This is a genomic window from Pedobacter humicola, assembly GCF_056490705.1.
The window spans coordinates 1-18,073 of record NZ_JBWJIG010000027.1 but is presented as its reverse complement, the minus strand read 5'-3'; the positions used below and the strand labels follow the sequence as shown (position 1 = coordinate 18,073).

Here is an 18,073-nt window from a genome sequence, read left to right as displayed (position 1 = left end):
ATTGATGCCTAAACCAAAAGCAATAATTATTGGAGCCGGAATTGCAGGAATTGCATCTGCCATCCGTCTTGCCGTAAAGGGCTATGAAGTTTCTGTATTTGAAGCCAACTCGAAACCGGGTGGTAAATTGTCGGAAATAAAAATGAATGGTTTTAGGTTCGATGCCGGACCAAGTTTATTTACGATGCCACAGTACGTAGACGAACTTTTCAAGCTGGCCGATAAAAACCCTAAAGATTATTTCGGGTACATCAAGCTGAAAGAAGTTTGCCGTTATTTCTACGAAGATGGTTTAAGGTTGAATGCCAGCGCAGATATAGAGAAATTTGCAAAAGAAATTGAAGAAAAAACCGAATCGACTGTAGAAGAAATTGAGCGCTATTTTGATAAAAGCAAAACCATTTATGAGGTTACTCACCGTGTATTTTTACAAAGAAGTTTACATAAACTTAAAAGTTACCTCCATTGGGATACTTTAAAATCGATATTCCGTTTTGGACAGATTGATGCATTTAGAACACAGGCTAAAGCAAACCAATCTTTTTTTAGAGATGATAGGATAACGCAACTTTTTAACCGTTATGCCACCTATAACGGCTCTGACCCTTATCAGGCACCGGCCACATTAAATGTAATTCCACATTTTGAATATCATTTTGGCGCTTTTCTTCCTAAAAACGGGATGTATAGCATTGTTACGGCCCTGGTAAAATTTGCAGAAGAATTAGGCATCAGATTTCATTACAGCCAAAAAGTTGAAGAAATTTTATATACCAATGAAGGCAAAACTAAAGTTCATGGGGTAAAAGTTAACGACAAGACTTATGTAGCAGACGTAGTGATTTCTAACCTTGATATCTGGTTTACTTATAAAAACCTACTTAAAGGCATACCTGAACCTAAAAAATTATTAAACCAGGAGCGCAGTAGTTCAGCTTTAATCTTTTATTGGGGTATGGATGGGAATTATAGTGATTTAGGTTTGCACAACATTTTCTTTGCTGAAGATTATCAAAAAGAATTTGATGCCATTTGGAAGGACAAAACAATTAGTAATGATCCGACGGTTTACATTAACATTAGCGCTAAACACATCAGAGGAGATGCCCCTATGGATAGTGAAAATTGGTTTGTTATGATCAATGTACCTGCCAATAACAATCAAAACTGGGATCTGTTAATTAAAGAAGCCAGAGCAAATATCATTAGAAAGATAAGCCGCATTTTAAACAGAAACATCGAAAAAGATATTGTTTGCGAACAGGTTCTTGATCCGAGAAGTATTGAAAGCAAAACAGGATCGTATCAGGGTTCCTTATATGGCAACAGTTCCAACAGTCAATTTTCTGCCTTTTTAAGACATTCCAATTTCAGTTCGAAAGTAAAAAATTTGTATTTCTGCGGAGGCAGTGTACATCCGGGAGGTGGAATCCCACTTGCACTATTATCGGCAAAAATAATTGATGATGGAATTGGTTCAATGGTTAATTAGCTATTGGTCATTGGTCAATAGTATAATCATTCATTGCTTATCGGTTATTGGTTCGTTTGCAGGTGTATATCCACTATTAGCTTAATCAATCAATTGGCTCCAAACGCCCAACTCCAAGCACCAAACTCAACTATCGATTATTCTTAATCGCCGCCTCCAACTTTTCTCCATCCAGATCAAAAGCATCTACAATCAATTTAGCCTGGGTGTAAAAAGGATCACGCTCCTGAAGTTTCTCTTTAATAAACACCAAAAGCTGTTCATCATCTAAATCCTTAATCAACGGACGCTTTTGCCGGTTATGTAATCGTGATACCAGGGCAGCAGGCTCCATTTGCAGGTACACCGTTTCGCCATGGGCATTCATCCATTCCATATTATCGAAGAAACATGGCAATCCTCCTCCGGTGGCTACCACACAGGTTTCAGGATAATCGAAGGTTTTAAGCATTTCGCTTTCGTAATCCCTAAAACCGCTTTCTCCAAATTCGGCAAAATATTCGGCAATGCTTTTACCGGTTTTCGAAACAATTTCGGCATCAAGATCTATCACAGGGCAATCTAAACGATGTGCCAGCTGTTTGGCCTTTGTACTTTTGCCGCAGCCCATATAGCCGATAAGGAAAATCTTCATGTGTTTATCTATTTTTTAATCGACCTACAGTAAATGGTCGCGTTTTAACATGATATAATCAGTTACAGGTGGCGCAAAACCTTCTTTCTTCAATAAGGTTACAACCTGTCCACGATGATAAGTAGAATGGTTAAATAAATGAAATAAAATTTCATCCAATCCGTTTTCGTACGAAACCCCTTGTGAGTTACTGTATACAATTCTTTTATCCAAGGCATTATCTTTCAACGCAATCCTGATCAATCTAAAATTATCTGAAGAAATCCCTTCAAAATTTTCCTTTGGATGGATGTCCCAAACACCATAGAGTGGTTTCCGGCCCGACATCCGTTGTGCCCATATATGCTGTGCATTGAGTATATGGCTGAACAAGCGTTCGGCATCGGGCATTTCGACTGATGCAAGCTTGAAGATTTCGATCATGCGCTGATCTGCAAGCTCCGTATAATTTATAATTTCCTCTTCTTGCATGGTTTAGCTTAATTTAACCCTTGGATCAACATAGGCATATAAAATATCGACCAGGATATTGATCACCACAAATACGAATGCAATAAATAGAATAGAGCCCATGACAACTGGAAAATCAGACATTTCCAGGGCCGTTACCGTAGTTCTTCCCAATCCGTTGTATCCAAAGATATACTCCACAAAGAAGGAACCTGCCAACAAAGAGGCAAACCATCCTGAAATGGCCGTAATTACCGGATTCATGGCATTTTTTAAGGCATGTTTATAAATAATGGCATTTCTGCTCAAGCCTTTAGCCCTAGCCGTCCTAATGTAATCCTGCGCCAAAACCTCCAGCATTGCGCTACGCGTAAGTTGTACAATAATGGCCAAAGGCCTTAAGCCAAGGGTAATCATTGGCAGCCATAAATTCCTTAAAGTTAATACTTCACCATTAAAAGGATCGTAAGAATATAAACTGCCACTCATTTTTAGTCCTGTGTAATTACTCAGTACAAATCCAAACAACCAGGCGATAATAATCCCGGCAAAAAAGGAGGGTGCAGATATGCCTAGAATGGCAAAAGCATTGGCCGTTTTATCAATCCACGAATCTTTATAAACGGCTGATAAAACGCCTAAAAAGACACCGATTATTGTGGCAAAAATCATTGCTGTTAAAGCCAGAATAAAAGTATTTGGTACGGTTTCGGATAATATAGCTGTTACATCACGTTTAGTTTGATAGGAACTGCGCAGGTATGGCCATTTTACAACCAGTACCTTTTTATCGAATGCCATGATTTTGGCATAATGGTATTTCTGTTTACTGGTACTATCGTTATCTAAAATACTAATGGGCGATAAATCATTAATGTATAAAATAAACTGTACAGGCTTGGAACGGTCTAAACCAAATTCTTTGCGCACGGCCTCAAGCGATTGTACATCTGCTCTTTGCCCCATGGTCATCCGCGCAGGATCGCCTGGCAGAATATTAAACAGCACAAAAACAACCAGTATCACACCACCCATTACAAGCAGTCCGTACATTAGTTTTTTTAGTGCATATCCGATCATATTATTTATCGAAATATTTCCGGCTCAGCTGATCAAAAGTTGGTATATTATGAAAATGCCACTTATTAATCACCACACCATTTTTCATCAATAAAATACCTGGATTTGCCCTTACCATACTTTTTAAGGGTACTGCATCTGCATAGAAAACTTCAGAAAACAGGTTATTCTTTTTGATAAAAGCCTGTGCATCCTGCGCTGAATTGGAGGTAAGTAATACGGTGCGGATATTAAACTGTTGGGTGGCATTTAAAGCCAGCGCATTCAATTTACCGATTGCGTTTTCATTTGTAGCATGGAGATCGTAGGCCACAAAAATGATGTTATAGTATGGATTCTCGATTAACTCTTTGGTATAGTCGGTACCAGAAGCATCAGTAATATTCAGATCCTTAATTTTGGGTTCAAATCCTTTTTTTACCAGGTTTTTTGTTGGCTCACCTATAATTTCCCAGTTGTTATCCTTCCAGATTTCAGTTTTAAGATAAGCTTTATCGCTCATCTCCTTCTCTTCTTTGGTTTTTTTGTTTTTTAAATGGTACATGATCTCGAATTCATCTGGTTTTTCTCCCGGAGGAATAACCATTAATGAGGGAAGATGTGCACCTACTTTATAAGGGAGAAAATCGATAACGGGCAATACATTATACGTGTAAACACCAAAACCTAAGGATACCACCGTTACTGCGATGGCGATATTTCTTTGGGTAGCTTCTTTTTTAAATAAGGGCTGAATAAGGTTTTTGTTTAAGAAAATCACAATAATCAGCGCCAGAAGGATCAGATCTTTACTAAACGACTGCCATGGGGTAAGCGGGATGGCATCACCAAAACAACCACAGCTGGTAACTACCTTAAATGCTGCAGAAATAAATGTTAACAGCGTAAAGAAGATGATTAACAACAATAATCCCCAGGCTACCTTCTTACTCCAGAAGCCCAACAACAATAGGGCCCCGAGCACAATTTCAAGTGTACAGAGTAAAATGGCAATACCAGTGGCTATTCCACTCAGGAAGTTCATGTGAAAAACTTCAAAATACTCCTGGAGTTTATACCCAAATCCAAGCGGATCATTGGCCTTTATTAATCCCGAAAATATAAATAAGGCTCCGACAAAAATTCTGGAGAATCGTAAAAGTATGTTTCGCATGTGTATCTATCTATTTCAAAACCAATTGTGCCATCATTTATTTAACACCTAATTTGATCAATGCAAAAACCGAATAGTTCAACATATCCTGATAGTTTGCTTTAACCCCTTCCGAGGCAAGGGTTTGCCCTTCATTATCTTCGATCTGCTTCACCCTAAATACCTTCATCAAAATCAGATCCGTTAAAGAACTCACGCGCATATCTCTCCAGGCTTCACCGTAATCGTGGTTTTTGGCAAACATTAAGTCTTTGGTCTCGGTTACTTTTTCCTCAAACTGTTTTTCAACTTCGGCAAAAGGCATTTCGTTCGGATCGTTCTCGGTAAGTTCGAGCTGCATCATGGCAATTACGCAATAGTTTACAATACCAATGTATTCGGAAATTACACCCTCCCCTACTTTACTTACTCTTTTTTCTTCAAGGGTACGGATGCGCTGTGCTTTGATAAAAATCTGGTCGGTTATCGAACTTGGTCTTAAAATCCGCCATGCAGTGCCATAATCTTTAGTTTTTTTTAAAAATAATGATCTGCAAACTGCAATCACTTCATCAAATTCGGTAGAGGTATTTGTTTGTGCCAAAGCCAATAATTATTTAGTTTTAATGTATTTTTGTCGTGAAAAAACAAAAGCTAAAGATACATTTTTAAAGCGAAACCCAAATCCCGAAAGGGTTTATTATGGCAGAAAAAAACTTTTTTGAGCCCAAACAAAGCTTAAACATAAAAGGTAAACTCCTCGACTTAAGTACACCAAAAGTGATGGGTATTTTAAATATCACGCCCGATTCTTTTTACACCAACAGCCGCACAAAATCTATTGATGAAGCCTTAAACAAAGCTGCTCAGTTTTTAAATGAAGGTGCCACATTTATCGATATCGGCGGCTACTCATCAAGACCAGGTGCTAAAGATATTTCTACCAATGAAGAGGTTGACCGTTTGGTGCCTGTGGTAGAAAGTTTAGTAAAAGCATTCCCTGAAGCCATTATTTCTATCGATACCTTTAGGGCTAAAGTTGCCGAGGAAACTGTTTTGGCCGGCGCACATATCATTAACGATATTGCTTCTGGCGATATGGATGAATTGATGTTCGACACCGTAGCTAAACTGCAGGTACCCTATATGATTATGCACATGCAGGGCACACCACAAAACATGCAACAAAACCCGGTTTATGGCAATGTTTTGCTGGAGGTAATTGATTATCTGGCCAAAAAAGTTGAGGCACTTAAAGCACTCCACATCCATGACGTCATTATTGATCCTGGCTTTGGCTTCGGAAAAACTATTGAACACAATTATGAACTACTCAACCAGATGGAGGCCTTTAAGATTTTTAAACTTCCGATATTGGTGGGTTTTTCGCGTAAGGGAATGATTTATAAAACACTGGGCAATACGGCAGCAGAAGCCTTAAACGGGACGTCGGTACTCAATACTATCGCGTTGCAAAAAGGTGCAGGTATTTTAAGGGTGCATGATGTTCGGGAAGCGGTGGAGTGCGTGCGACTGGTAGAGCGGTTAACTGGTTAATTGTTTTAATCGGTTAATCGATCAAGGCAGGGTGAATTGGCTTGAGTGTAATAGCGACCCGCTTTATTGGTAATAAAGATATGACTGATTAATTCTGAAATTAATATCCATTACACAGTTAACCTATCCTGCTTGTAAACTGAAAAGCATTTTGCTATCTTGCCACAAATGAAAGGTTTTGATTTCGACTTCCTTAAAGTATCGCCTACTGATATCGTTGATATCATTTTAGTAGCCTTATTAATTTACTACGTTTATACCCTCATCCGCAATACACTTGCGGTTAACCTGCTTGTTGGGATGTTTATTATCACAGTTTTTTACTGGATCGTAAAAGCCTTACATATGGAGTTATTAACGGCAATCATAGAGAAATTTATGAGTGTAGGGATTATTGCCTTGATTGTAATCTTCCACCCGGAGATTAGGCGTTTCCTGTTACTGATTGGGAAAAATGCCTTTCTACAGAAAAATAAAGCCTGGTGGGGTTATTTATTCGGCAGAAAAGAGATTGAAAGAAACAATTTAACCCGCATAAAACCCATTATTGATGCTTGCAAAAGCATGAAAAAAACCCGTACAGGGGCTTTAATCGTATTTGTTAAATTTTACGACGAACAATTTTTCGCCAACAGTTGTGAACTTGTTGATGCCAAAATATCAAAACGTTTGCTGGAAAGTATCTTTCAGAAAAACAGTCCGCTGCATGATGGTGCCGTCGTGATCTCTGAAAATAAAATCAAAAGTGCCAGTTGTATTTTGCCCCTAACAGATAATGACCAGCTGCCCTCACAGTTTGGACTAAGACACCGTGCAGGGATCGGCGTTTCTGAAACGACTGATGCTGTAGCGGTAATTATATCGGAGGAAACGGGAGAAATATCGTACGCCAAACAAGGTAGGGTAAGAATGAATGTCTCTTTCGGGGAGTTAGAGAAATTATTGAATAAAGATTTTTAATGCATAGTTAAGATTACCGGTATAGTCACCCTCAGTTCATTTCAGGGTTCTAATAGCAGAAAGATACTGAAATAAATCCGATAGCTACCGGATCAGCATGACGATCGAGTAGAATAATCGTTAAGGAAAATTAACAAACTTCACAAACCCAATAAATGAAAAATGGTGAATGTTCCCACTCACCATTTCATTATAATTTAAATACCTACTTGTTGGTATAACCCCTCAATCCGTATAATCAATCTTTAGCAGTATTGCTCAAAAGCACCAATCAGGTTATCAGCGATCATTTGTGCCGGTCTGCCTTCAATTTGATGACGCTCGATCATGTGAACCAATTTACCATCTTTAAATAACGCCATTGCCGGAGAAGATGGAGGGAAAGGCATCATGTAATTTCTTGCCTGATCTACCGCTTCTTTTTCCATACCTGCAAATACAGTAACCAATTTATCTGGATGTTTTTCGTGTGCAGCTGCTGCTCTGGCTGCCGGACGTGCATTTGCTGCCGCGCATCCACAAACAGAGTTTACTACTACCAACACAGTTCCTTCGCCTTTAATGGCTTGATCTACATCTTCTGCATTTTTTAATTCTTGAAAACCTACGTTAGTTAATTCCTTACGCATTGGCTCTACTAAATATTCTGGATACATTATCTTTTTTTATTTACAATTTGAACGATACAAAAATAAGAAAATCGAATGGTATGCACCATCCGATTTATATTTTTAAGGTAAAATTAATTGGCCTAGTGCCAACCTTTGATCATATTATCAAACATTTGAGGATTGGCTACTGCACCTACAATGATCAGAATGATTAGCACAACAAACAGTATACTTAATATAGTTGCAATCATGCCGCAGATTTTACCTGCCTTAGCGTTTTTATATGAAGATTCGGTATATATGCCTGGATTCATTTCATACTTTTTCATATCACCCGCGCCTAAAATCCATGCAATTACGCCAAAGATCAATCCGAATATGCCATAAAAGCAGCATGCCGGTATAGCCAAAATCCCCAATACCAGTGATGCTGTAGCGTTTGGTAAGTTCTGCTGCCCAAAACCCCCTCCTCCAAATTGCCCAAATGGTGGCGGTTGCTGAAATGGTGGTGGCGTTACCGGACCATTCCCAAGTGGTTGAAAGGGCGCTGGTTCCGGATTCTGATCTTTTGAAAGATCAATGGGTTTATTTTCCTGAGGGGTTTCCTGTTCTTCTGACATAGTTATATTTAGATCAATTGATGAGTATATATTTTGTAAATGTAATTGATTAAGATAATTACTGCAACACCTGCAAAAGCGATTTTGATGAGCTGTGCCCCAAACCTGAAATCTGCTTTGAGATGAATAATGGTAAACAACACCACAAAAATCAGTGGAAGTGTTGCCGGATAAAACTTAAATGAAGTCATCAAATCTCCCCGGAATAAAGCCAAAACGGATCGTTGCAAACCACAGCCCGGGCAATCTATCCCAAAGTGGGTCTTAAAGGGACAGCTAAAAAGATGTTCGCCTATCCAATCAAAAAAATTACGATGCGGTTGAGCCATCTATATCGCCAATGAATTTGATCTGTGCATCTTTCCAAACTTTATATTTTTCCAGATCTTTAAGCACCTGCCTGTATACCAGATTTAAGATGTAAATATCATCAACAAAACCCAATACAGGCACAAAATCCGGAATTACATCTATTGGCGACAAGAAATAAATCAGTCCACCTAAAATGGCAATGATTGATCTTTTTGGAATTTCGGTATAATCGCCATTCACATAATCTTTACTCACAGCAAACAGCAGCACCAGTTTCGACCAAACTCCTTCCAGATCACCTTTATTTGTTACTGCTTTTCCCAGAGCATCTTTAATCGTATTGCTTGCCTTGGTTTTATCACTTAAGATCACCGAAGCTTTAGTCTGCGATTTTTTAAAGAAACCCAATATTTTCTCCCGATTCAATTTCATGGTTATTCAATATACAAATTAACGGCCAAAAGCATCGTAATTGTCTTCGGCATATTTGGTAAAGCGGTCTAACAATACAATATTTTTGTTCTCAATGGCTGTTAAATCGTTATCAACGTTGTTTTTTACAGGAACATACCATTCTACCGGATCAAAGAAATTTCTGAAAGTTTGTTTCTTAAAGGCATAACCATGTCTGGCGAAAATGGTATTTTTAATAATCTGGAGATCCAACTTCCTTAAATTCTTCACATCTTCTTCTTTCAGTAGGGCAGTTGAAGCATTTAATTTAAAAATCTGTTCGGATGCGCTTCTGTAAAAAGTATTGGCGCCTAACGAATCTATACTTCCATCTTCGAGGGTATCTATTTGTTCTACCATTTTGTGATCGCTCCAGTCTACATATTCCATTTCGGTTGGCAACATGCGGTTTGCATTATACTCGAAAGCTTTTTTCAGCAATTTGAATTCTTTTTCAGGCCATTTTAACTCCTTTTTATAAGCGTTCCACTTGCCGATCAGTGTATCGCCAACAAGGGTGATTTCAAATTTTCCATCGTATTTCTCAGTCCCTGGTTCATCCAGAACAAAAGTAATTTTATTCCCATCTTCTGATAATTTCCCCAACAAAGGACGTCTATTGCCCGAAACCACACTCTGCGCAATCACCGTATCTCTGGTTATTCTTTTAATATTGATATTCAGTTTTTTAACAGCATCCGACATGTCTCCATCGTATTCCAATTCATCGGTTGTGTAAAAATCGCCAACCCAAAAGCCATACAACTCTTTATGGATTTCTTGTTGTGCGATGCCTGCTGGTTTTCCCTGTTTTGGTTTTTTAGTGTCTCTGCACGAAAGCATCAAAAAAGGAATGAGCGCGAGTAATAAGATTTTTTTCATAAGGGAATGTATTTGTTTCAGAGGTTAAAATTTTTCTGTTTAATCAGCCACTCGGCGACTAATAAATTGGGTATCCAGCCTAACCAGGCAATGATCTGATATACGTCCATAGGGGCAGGATGAAATAAATATACTAAAATAACTTTCCATAGCCTTAGGGTGATGGCAGAAGCAGCCAAAGCAAAACTACGGTACATTAACTTTTTATGGTCTATTATTTTCCTTTTTAAAATAAGTAGAAAGGCCTTTAAGGTGAACCAAAACCACAAAATACCTAAAATAATAAATGAGGTTTTAGCCATTAAACCGCCATTGGCGAACCAGCCGATAAATATGCCAGATGGTGCGGCAAACAGCAATACAAAGCTTACATACAAATAGCCCAGCCACTTGTGTAATTTCGGATATTCTTTTAAAATCTCTGCATTAAACTGCGTAAAACCAGCCAGTAGTACAAATATGGCACTATAAACGTGTATATAAAATATGGGGAGATAAGCTTTAATCCCGGATACTTCAGTCTGTTTGATCTGAAGAAAAGAGACCTCACTGCTTAACGGAATATAACGTAGCGTAATCTGTACCATTAATATAAAAAAATAGGCAAAGAACAATAGCCAGGCTAATTTTTTATAGCTAATGCTTTTCATTTATTTTTTGTTAAACAACAAAAGCAGTTTTTTATCAAAAGCTATGGCGACCAATTGTGCGTTTACCACATCATCTTCGTAAAGCTGTTGCTTTTTCGGATCAAACACAAACCGGGCGATAACAGGCATCCTGTCCGCATAACTTTCGTGCAGGTTAAAGTTATAGGTTTTGGAGTATTCTTGTGATGGATCGGTTTTAGGATTAGGGCTGCTTTCGAGCATAATGCCATAAGAGGTACCTCCGTTTTTAACAATCCTTTCGTAAAGCCCCTTGGTAAGCTGTTTACATCGAGGGGAAGTTTCTACAATTTTATAGGCAATCTGTGCTTTATGGCTTTCCTTAACCTGAGCCATCGATTGATAGGTAAATGATCCTAAAAGTAAAAAAAGGATGAAGAGGATGTTTTTCATGGTTGAGAAGAGTGATTAAATAGAACTATCACATTGAGTTTGTCGGCATGACTTACAAGGTCTTCAACAGCCTCAGACTAACATGCCTAAATGATATTTATTAAAATTAAGAAGATTTCATCATTTCCAAAATATCATCAACGTATTTGCGCTCATTCGCCAGGCGTGGCACTTTATGCTGTCCGCCAAGTTTATTCTTTGCTTTTAACCAATTGTAAAACGTGTTTGCAGGTGCATTGTGTACTTTAGGCCGGGACAATGCCATGTCTTTAAAACGTTTGGCATCATAATCAGAATTCACTTCACGCAATGTATTGTCCATAATGTCAACAAATTTTTCAAAATTATTCGGTTGCTTATCGAATTCGATGATCCATTCGTGCCCACCGGCCTTTTCATCTTTAAAATAAATCGGGCCGGCGGTATAATCTTTTATTTCTGCACCGGTTTCCTGGCAAGCTTTAGTTAAAGCCTGTTCTGCATTGTCAATGATTACTTCTTCACCAAAGGCATTGATGAAATGTTTGGTACGGCCGGTAATTTTAATGCGGTAGGGAGAAAGTGAGGTAAATTGAATGGTATCGCCAATCATATAGCGCCACAATCCACCGTTTGTAGAAATCACGATGGCATAATTTTTATGTAGTTCTACCTCACCCAATAACAATGCTATGGGATTTTCCTCGCCAATGTTTTCCATTGGAACAAACTCATAAAAAATACCATAATCAAGCATCAATAACATTTCCTCAGAATGGTCCTGATCCTGGATCCCAAAAAATCCTTCAGATGCATTATAGGTTTCGAGATAATACATTTCACCGGACGGAATCAGCTGTTTAAACTGTTCGTGGTAGGGTGCAAAGTTTACTGCACCATGAATATACAATTCGAGATTAGGCCAAACTTCCAGTAAATTTTGTTTCCCAGTTAATTCGAGTACTTTCTTAGCCAATACAATGGTCCAGGTAGGTACACCGGAAATGCTGGTTACATTTTCGTTGATGGTGGCTTCGGCCATTCTATCCATTTTGATTTCGTAATTGTCCATCAAGGCTATAGACATGTCGGGCGTACGGTAATATTCGGCCCAAATGGGAAGGTTTTTGATCAGCACTGCCGATAAATCACCATAAAAACAATCTTCATTTAACTGGTTCACCTGATGGCTTCCACCCAATACCAAACCCTTTCCGGTAAACATCTGGTTATCCGGACGGTTGTTGCAATAGATAGAAAGCATATCCTTACCACCTTTAAAGTGGCATTCCTCCAATGATTCCTGGGAAACGGGGATAAATTTACTTCTATCACTAGTGGTACCCGATGATTTGGCAAACCACTTGATATCGGATGGCCAAAGAATATTCTGCTCGCCATGGAGCATGCGCTCAATATAAGGTTTTAAAGTATCGTAATTTTGGATCGGAACACGTTCCTGGTATTGCTGGGGGGTTAAAATCGATTTATAATCGTACATCTTGCCCCATTCCGTATTTTCAGCACTATCAATCAGGGTATGAAACCACTCTTCCTGAACGTCGTATGGGTATTTCATAAAAAGCTCGATCTGATGGATCCGCTTTTTCATTAACCAGGTAAAAATCGAATTTACAAATGCCATCTTAAATGTTAAAATTAATGAGCATCATATCATCATACGTTTCTACACACTTTTTATTCACAGTACATCGTTTTACAGAAATTCTTTCAAGCATAAAGTTTAGGCAACACACGAAATGAATATTTGTTTGTCGGTTGAAGTAATTTATCGTTGATTTTGAATGATTAAACATCAAATTTCTTACGTTTTAGCACGAAGTTCGATCCTAAATAAACTTTTCTTACCATCTCGTTTTCGGCCAAAACTTCTGGCACGCCCTGTTCTAAAATTTTCCCTTCAAAAAGCAAATAGGCCCTATCGGTAATAGATAGCGTTTCCTGTACATTGTGGTCGGTAATCAGGATGCCAATATTTTTATGTTTCAGTTTAGCCACAATACTCTGGATTTCTTCTACCGCAATCGGGTCTACTCCGGCAAAGGGTTCATCCAGTAAAATAAAATTGGGATTGGCCGCTAAAGCACGTGCAATTTCGGTACGGCGGCGCTCGCCACCCGATAACAAATCGCCACGGTTTTTACGAACCTTGTGTAAGCTAAACTCGTTGATCAATTCTTCAAGTTTATCTTTTTGTTCTTCCTTGCTCAAATTGCTCATTTCCAGAATGGCAAGAATATTATCTTCAACAGTAAGTTTTCTAAAAACTGATGCTTCCTGGGCCAGGTAACCAATTCCCTTTTGTGCCCTGCGGTACATTGGATCTTCGGTAATGTCTTCTTCCTCTAAAAAAATGCGTCCTTCGTTCGGTTTGATCAAACCAACAATCATGTAGAACGAAGTTGTTTTTCCAGCACCATTTGGACCTAAAAGACCAACAATTTCTCCCTGGCTCACATTAAAGGAAACATTATTTACAACGGTACGCTGCTTATATTTTTTAACCAGATTTTCGGCTCTTAATATCATATATCGATCGATCCGTCATCCCGAATTTAGTTCAGGATCTTTCTAATTAGATGCCGAAACAAGTTCAGCATGACGATTTATTTTTTAGTTAATTAACTTTTATTCCTTTAATATTTAATTGCAACCATTTCTTATCTCTCCACACATTCTCTTCTAAGGTATAACAAATCGAAAATGGCACCTTTGGCTGCAAAAGGTTTTGAAATTCGGCCAATCCGAATGCAATGCCTTCAAAAATAGGCGAATTTTGTTGCTTTATATTAATTTTTAAATGATTTTGACCGACCGCCATGGCATGTTGTGCAAGGTATACATTATGTGTCACAAATATTGGCGACATATTCTCTGGTCCGAATGGACCCATTTGAGATAGTACCCTGAAAAATTTACCATTAATCTGTGCCAGTTCAATTTCGGCATCAATCCTGATCATGGGCGTAAGTAGCTCTTCCGTAATGCTGGCGGACACAATTTCTTCAAACTTATCCGCAAAAGCATCCACATTCTGTTGTTGCATGGTTAAACCTGCCGCAAATTTATGTCCCCCATACTGGTCCAATAAATGTGCGCAGCCGCTTAAGGCTTCGTATAAATCGAAGCCTACTACCGAACGGCAAGAACCCGCTACGTGACCGTTAGATTTGGTCAATACAATTGTAGGACGGTAATATTTTTCGGTCAAACGTGAAGCCACAATCCCGATTACCCCTTTATGCCAGTTTTCGTTAAAAACAACTGTAGTTTTTTTGTTGATCAGAATATCACTTTCGCCAATCAGCGCTAAAGCCTCACGGGTAATGTCCTGATCGTATGTTTTACGTTCTGTATTTTTAAGGTTGATGAGTTCGCTTTGCTCCAAGGCGTTACTATCTACTTGGCAAAGCAACATGGCTACGGCATGTTTTGCATGGTCTATCCTTCCAGCCGCATTAATCCGTGGGCCTAGTGTAAAAACCACGTCGGTAATGCTATAATTTTCAGTTTTGCCAGAAACTTCCATTAGGGCGCGTAAACCTTCGCAAGGATTGGAGTTTAATTTCTTTAATCCATAATAAGCTAAAATCCTGTTCTCCCCTACTACCGGAACAATGTCGGCAGCGATGCTCACCATCACTAAATCTAAATATTGCAGATAAGTTTCTTTTGCAAGCTGATGTTTTTGTGCGTAGGCCTGCGCAAGTTTAAAACCGATACCACAGCCAGCCAGTTCCTTAAAAGGATACAAACAGTCTGAGCGCTTCGGATCTAAAACGGCAACAGCTTGAGGCAATTCATCTCCCGGCAAATGGTGATCACAGATGATGAAATCGACACCCAAAGTGTTGGCATAGTCAATTTTATCGATTGATTTGATACCACAATCCAATGCAATAATTAAAGAAAACCCATTTTCGCTGGCATAATCAATCCCAGCGGTAGAAATGCCATAACCTTCCAAATAACGGTCTGGAATATAGTATTCTATGTTTTTAGTAAGTTGAGAGAAGAAACTGAAGGCAAGTGCAACGGAAGTTGTACCATCTACATCATAATCGCCATAGATCAATATTTTTTCGTGGGTGGCCAAGGCAGTTTCGATACGGGCAATAGCTACATCCATATCCTTCATCATAAAAGGATCGTGAAGGTGGTTCAGGTCAGGTCTAAAAAAATCTTTCGCCTGATCAAAATCACAGATATTCCGCTGCACAAGAATCTGCGCAAGTGAGCGAGCTATGTTAAGTTGTTCTGCTATTTCTGTTACCGTACCTTCATTGCAATCTGATGCCAGCACCCATCTTTTTTCCATTTAATTCTGTCTCCGAACAGTAAATATACATTTTAATTGAATATGATGGTGTTAATCTTGGGTTGGGCAATAAACAATGACTTCATTAACAAAAGGTTAAATTTTACTTGGAACTTCCAGGATAAGCCTGATAAAGTTTCATCAGGTGTGCTTTCTGATCAGCATATTTCGCATCTTCAATTAAGTTTACGCGCTCTGCTGGATCCCAGGACAAATTATATAGTTCACTAAGTTCTTTATCATCCTTTTTGGTAATCCTCAATTTCCAATCGCCATCTTTTACCCCCTCCAAAACATAATTATGGTAGTAGATTGGGCGGTGCGGTTTATCATAATTCTTATCGGTAAGCAAAGCTGAAACCGATTCGCCATCGTACACTTTTTGAGGAAGCTTACTTTTGGTCCATTCGGCCAGCGTAGGAAAAACATCAAGGTTTGAAATGGGTTTGGTAAGTTGGGTATTGTTAAGTGTATGCCCTTTCCAGTATACAATAAAAGGAACGCGGTGACCGCCTTCGTAAGAAATACCTTTCGAACCTTTAAAAATCCCCGCCGAACCTACATGGTAAAATTTAGTAAAACCATCATCGTACATCCGCTGTGGTGCATTAATCCACGGGCCATTATCGCTGGTAAAAATAAAAATGGTATTGTCTGCCTGTCCGGAAGCGACTACCTGTTTCCAGATCGCCGCCAAACCCGCATCCATATCTTCGATTACATCGCCAAGCTCACCACCTGCCGAAGGTGTTTTTCTGCTTTTTTGTGCGGCAAATGCGACAGGCAAATGTGGCATATTTTGTGCCAGATAAAGAAAGAACGGTTTTTTGTCCGCAGCACTTTTCTTAATAAATTGAATCGATTCGCGGGTATAAGAACTGGTTAAAATACTATCATGCGGTTTATAAATTTCAGGCTTGGTATTTCTGAAAATCTTGATCGTAGTATCAGTTTTTACATAAGGAGCCCTATAATCGTGACTGTATAAAAGGCCATAAAACTCATCAAATCCTTTCTTATTGGGTAAGGAAACACCATGATCGCCCAAATGCCACTTACCAACCAAGGCGGTAGCATAACCCGATTGTTTAAGCAGCTGTGCAATCGTGATCTCATCTTCAGGGATTCCCCGTTTGTCGCCCGGACCAATGGGCCATGGCAAATCCATCCTGCTGCAGTACCTTCCGGTTAACAATGATGCCCTCGATGGTGTACAGGTTGGTGAGGTGGTTACAAAATTGGTTGCTTTTACTCCTTTTGCTGCCATTCCATCCAAAAACGGCGTTTTAATCAACGGACTTCCATAACATGAAATATCTGCGTACCCCATATCATCGGCCAGTACGATAATTACATTTGGTTTTTGCTGTGCTTTTAACTGTGTAAAGAAACTGGAGGCCAGTATCAAAAATAAGATGCGGAGATTCATGCCCGAAATTTAAGCATCATATTTTACAAAAAAAGGAAGTATCCAAGCTTTTACCGAAACAAATACTCCCGTTTAGATTGTTAACTTTGTAGAAACATTAAAGATCTACATTTTGCAAGTTCACACCCTATTCGAAGGAACCTATTCGGTTGACGCATCAAAGAAATTTGTGCCTTTCTACCCCGCCATACATACATTTAAAGACAGACCCGCATCATTATTCATCAATGTTCAGCCTTTTTTAATTGAACTGAAAAACGACCTTGTTCTTTTTGATACCGGACTCGGTTTTAGTGATGACCACGGCGAGCTGATTTTACATAAAAACATCCGCAATGCAGGTTTCGACCCCACGGATGTTACAAAGGTTTTAATGTCGCATTTACATTATGACCATTCTGGGGGAATGATCCACAAGCAAGGCAACGACAAAGTGGAATTGAGTTTCCCTGATGCAGAATACGTGATTAACCGCGGCGAATGGGAAACGGCTTTTAGCAGTACTTCCTCTTCTTACCATACCGATATATTCGATTTCGTACAGCGCAATGCACAGTTAAAATTTGTGGAAGGCGATGGGGCATTGGATGAAACCATTGCTTACGAATTTACCGGCGCACACTGCCCGAACCACCAGGTTTTTCTTTTAACTGAAGGCAATCAAAAAGTGTTTTTTGGTGGCGATGTACTGCCTGAGCCCGAAGAACTGGTTAAAAACTTTATCGCCAAATACGATTTCGATGGCCGCAAAGCAATGGAACTACGTAAAGAATTTGGTAAAAGAGCTGCTGAAGAAAATTGGGAATGTTTATTCTATCATGGCAAAAGCGCTGCAACCGGTTTTGTGGATGCTGTTGAAGGTGGATTTCGGATAAGATAAATCCATTCGTTTTTACCGCTAAGGGTGCAAAGCAAGCAGAGTTACTTTTTTATCACAAAGATCACAAAGACCACAGAGCTGGGTGCATACTTGGAATTCTGAACAGCTCTTGTTCCGCTATGTTAAATTCAGTGTACCCGGTGGTAAAACTTAGTAATCTTTATTTTCCGCGTCTTCTGTATTTCAGTGGCTAAAGATATCA

General features: G+C 39.0%; 20 protein-coding genes. 4 read left to right on the top strand and 16 right to left on the bottom strand.

Annotation, left to right across the window (positions count from 1 at the left end; translation table 11 throughout):
• Positions 1-4: 4 nt before the first annotated feature.
• Entirely contained in the window at positions 5-1,492 is a 1,488-nt protein-coding gene (gene crtD / locus AC04Q1_RS25490) for a 1-hydroxycarotenoid 3,4-desaturase CrtD (protein ID WP_478367357.1), read from the top strand.
• 130 nt (positions 1,493-1,622) lie between these two features.
• Here the strand turns inward: crtD and AC04Q1_RS25485 are convergent, their stop codons facing one another.
• Genes AC04Q1_RS25485 through AC04Q1_RS25465 form a run of 5 tightly spaced genes read right to left on the bottom strand, consistent with a single transcriptional unit; the run spans position 1,623 to position 5,392 of the window.
• Positions 1,623-2,126 carry a shikimate kinase gene (locus tag AC04Q1_RS25485; protein WP_478367356.1) on the bottom strand — a complete coding sequence of 168 codons (504 nt, stop codon included), beginning with the start codon at positions 2,124-2,126 and terminating at the stop codon, positions 1,623-1,625.
• Positions 2,127-2,150: 24 nt separating this feature from the next.
• Positions 2,151-2,597, bottom strand: coding sequence for a DinB family protein (locus AC04Q1_RS25480; protein ID WP_478367355.1), 447 nt, complete (start codon positions 2,595-2,597; stop codon positions 2,151-2,153).
• A gap of 3 nt (positions 2,598-2,600) precedes the next feature.
• Positions 2,601-3,656, bottom strand: a complete 1,056-nt coding sequence (locus AC04Q1_RS25475) for an ABC transporter permease (RefSeq protein WP_478367354.1) — start codon at positions 3,654-3,656, stop codon at positions 2,601-2,603.
• 1 nt (position 3,657) lies between these two features.
• The gene (locus AC04Q1_RS25470) at positions 3,658-4,809 is read right to left on the bottom strand and encodes a BT_3928 family protein (RefSeq protein WP_478367353.1); all 1,152 of its coding nucleotides are present in this window, start codon (positions 4,807-4,809) and stop codon (positions 3,658-3,660) included.
• A 37-nt stretch (positions 4,810-4,846) separates the two neighbouring features.
• Positions 4,847-5,392: a DUF1599 domain-containing protein gene (locus tag AC04Q1_RS25465; protein ID WP_478367352.1), complete on the bottom strand. Its 546-nt coding sequence runs from the start codon at positions 5,390-5,392 to the stop codon at positions 4,847-4,849.
• A gap of 98 nt (positions 5,393-5,490) precedes the next feature.
• On the opposite strand from AC04Q1_RS25465, the gene folP reads away from it, so the two are divergent.
• Positions 5,491-6,345 carry a dihydropteroate synthase gene (folP, locus tag AC04Q1_RS25460; RefSeq protein WP_478367351.1) on the top strand — a complete coding sequence of 285 codons (855 nt, stop codon included), beginning with the start codon at positions 5,491-5,493 and terminating at the stop codon, positions 6,343-6,345.
• A 168-nt stretch (positions 6,346-6,513) separates the two neighbouring features.
• A complete protein-coding gene (gene cdaA, locus AC04Q1_RS25455) occupies positions 6,514-7,305 on the top strand; it encodes a diadenylate cyclase CdaA (RefSeq protein WP_055907998.1) in 792 nt (263 codons plus the stop codon).
• Positions 7,306-7,550: 245 nt separating this feature from the next.
• Here cdaA and AC04Q1_RS25450 read toward each other — a convergent pair whose 3' ends face one another.
• The 11 genes from AC04Q1_RS25450 to AC04Q1_RS25400 all read right to left on the bottom strand — a co-directional run bounded on the left by AC04Q1_RS25450 (position 7,551) and on the right by AC04Q1_RS25400 (position 16,991).
• Positions 7,551-7,961: a BrxA/BrxB family bacilliredoxin gene (locus tag AC04Q1_RS25450; protein WP_029275606.1), complete on the bottom strand. Its 411-nt coding sequence runs from the start codon at positions 7,959-7,961 to the stop codon at positions 7,551-7,553.
• 95 nt (positions 7,962-8,056) lie between these two features.
• Entirely contained in the window at positions 8,057-8,536 is a 480-nt protein-coding gene (locus AC04Q1_RS25445; RefSeq protein WP_478367350.1) for a CCC motif membrane protein, read from the bottom strand.
• Positions 8,537-8,544: 8 nt separating this feature from the next.
• A complete protein-coding gene (locus AC04Q1_RS25440; RefSeq protein WP_478367349.1) occupies positions 8,545-8,865 on the bottom strand; it encodes a DUF2752 domain-containing protein in 321 nt (106 codons plus the stop codon).
• On the bottom strand, positions 8,846-9,280 hold the full coding sequence (locus AC04Q1_RS25435) for a YkvA family protein (protein WP_478367348.1): 435 nt from the start codon (positions 9,278-9,280) through the stop codon (positions 8,846-8,848). Before AC04Q1_RS25435 ends, AC04Q1_RS25440 begins: the two co-directional genes overlap by 20 nt.
• Before the next feature lie 18 nt (positions 9,281-9,298).
• Positions 9,299-10,183, bottom strand: a complete 885-nt coding sequence (locus AC04Q1_RS25430) for a YARHG domain-containing protein (protein WP_478367347.1) — start codon at positions 10,181-10,183, stop codon at positions 9,299-9,301.
• A 17-nt stretch (positions 10,184-10,200) separates the two neighbouring features.
• A complete protein-coding gene (locus tag AC04Q1_RS25425) occupies positions 10,201-10,833 on the bottom strand; it encodes a DUF2306 domain-containing protein (RefSeq protein WP_478367346.1) in 633 nt (210 codons plus the stop codon).
• Positions 10,834-11,244 (bottom strand): hypothetical protein, encoded by a 411-nt coding sequence (locus AC04Q1_RS25420; protein WP_478367345.1) that lies wholly within the window; start codon positions 11,242-11,244, stop codon positions 10,834-10,836. It lies immediately after the preceding gene.
• A gap of 106 nt (positions 11,245-11,350) precedes the next feature.
• Entirely contained in the window at positions 11,351-12,868 is a 1,518-nt protein-coding gene (locus AC04Q1_RS25415; RefSeq protein ID WP_478367344.1) for a GH3 auxin-responsive promoter family protein, read from the bottom strand.
• Positions 12,869-13,032: 164 nt separating this feature from the next.
• Complete coding sequence (gene lptB / locus AC04Q1_RS25410; RefSeq protein ID WP_478367343.1) at positions 13,033-13,773, bottom strand: LPS export ABC transporter ATP-binding protein; 741 nt, start codon at positions 13,771-13,773, stop codon at positions 13,033-13,035.
• A gap of 88 nt (positions 13,774-13,861) precedes the next feature.
• On the bottom strand, positions 13,862-15,562 hold the full coding sequence (recJ, locus tag AC04Q1_RS25405; protein ID WP_478367342.1) for a single-stranded-DNA-specific exonuclease RecJ: 1,701 nt from the start codon (positions 15,560-15,562) through the stop codon (positions 13,862-13,864).
• A 103-nt stretch (positions 15,563-15,665) separates the two neighbouring features.
• Complete coding sequence (locus AC04Q1_RS25400; protein ID WP_478367341.1) at positions 15,666-16,991, bottom strand: sulfatase-like hydrolase/transferase; 1,326 nt, start codon at positions 16,989-16,991, stop codon at positions 15,666-15,668.
• Between the two features lie 112 nt (positions 16,992-17,103).
• Here AC04Q1_RS25400 and AC04Q1_RS25395 point away from each other — a divergent pair, with 112 nt between their 5' ends.
• Positions 17,104-17,871: an MBL fold metallo-hydrolase gene (locus AC04Q1_RS25395; RefSeq protein ID WP_478367340.1), complete on the top strand. Its 768-nt coding sequence runs from the start codon at positions 17,104-17,106 to the stop codon at positions 17,869-17,871.
• Positions 17,872-18,073 lie beyond the last annotated feature (202 nt).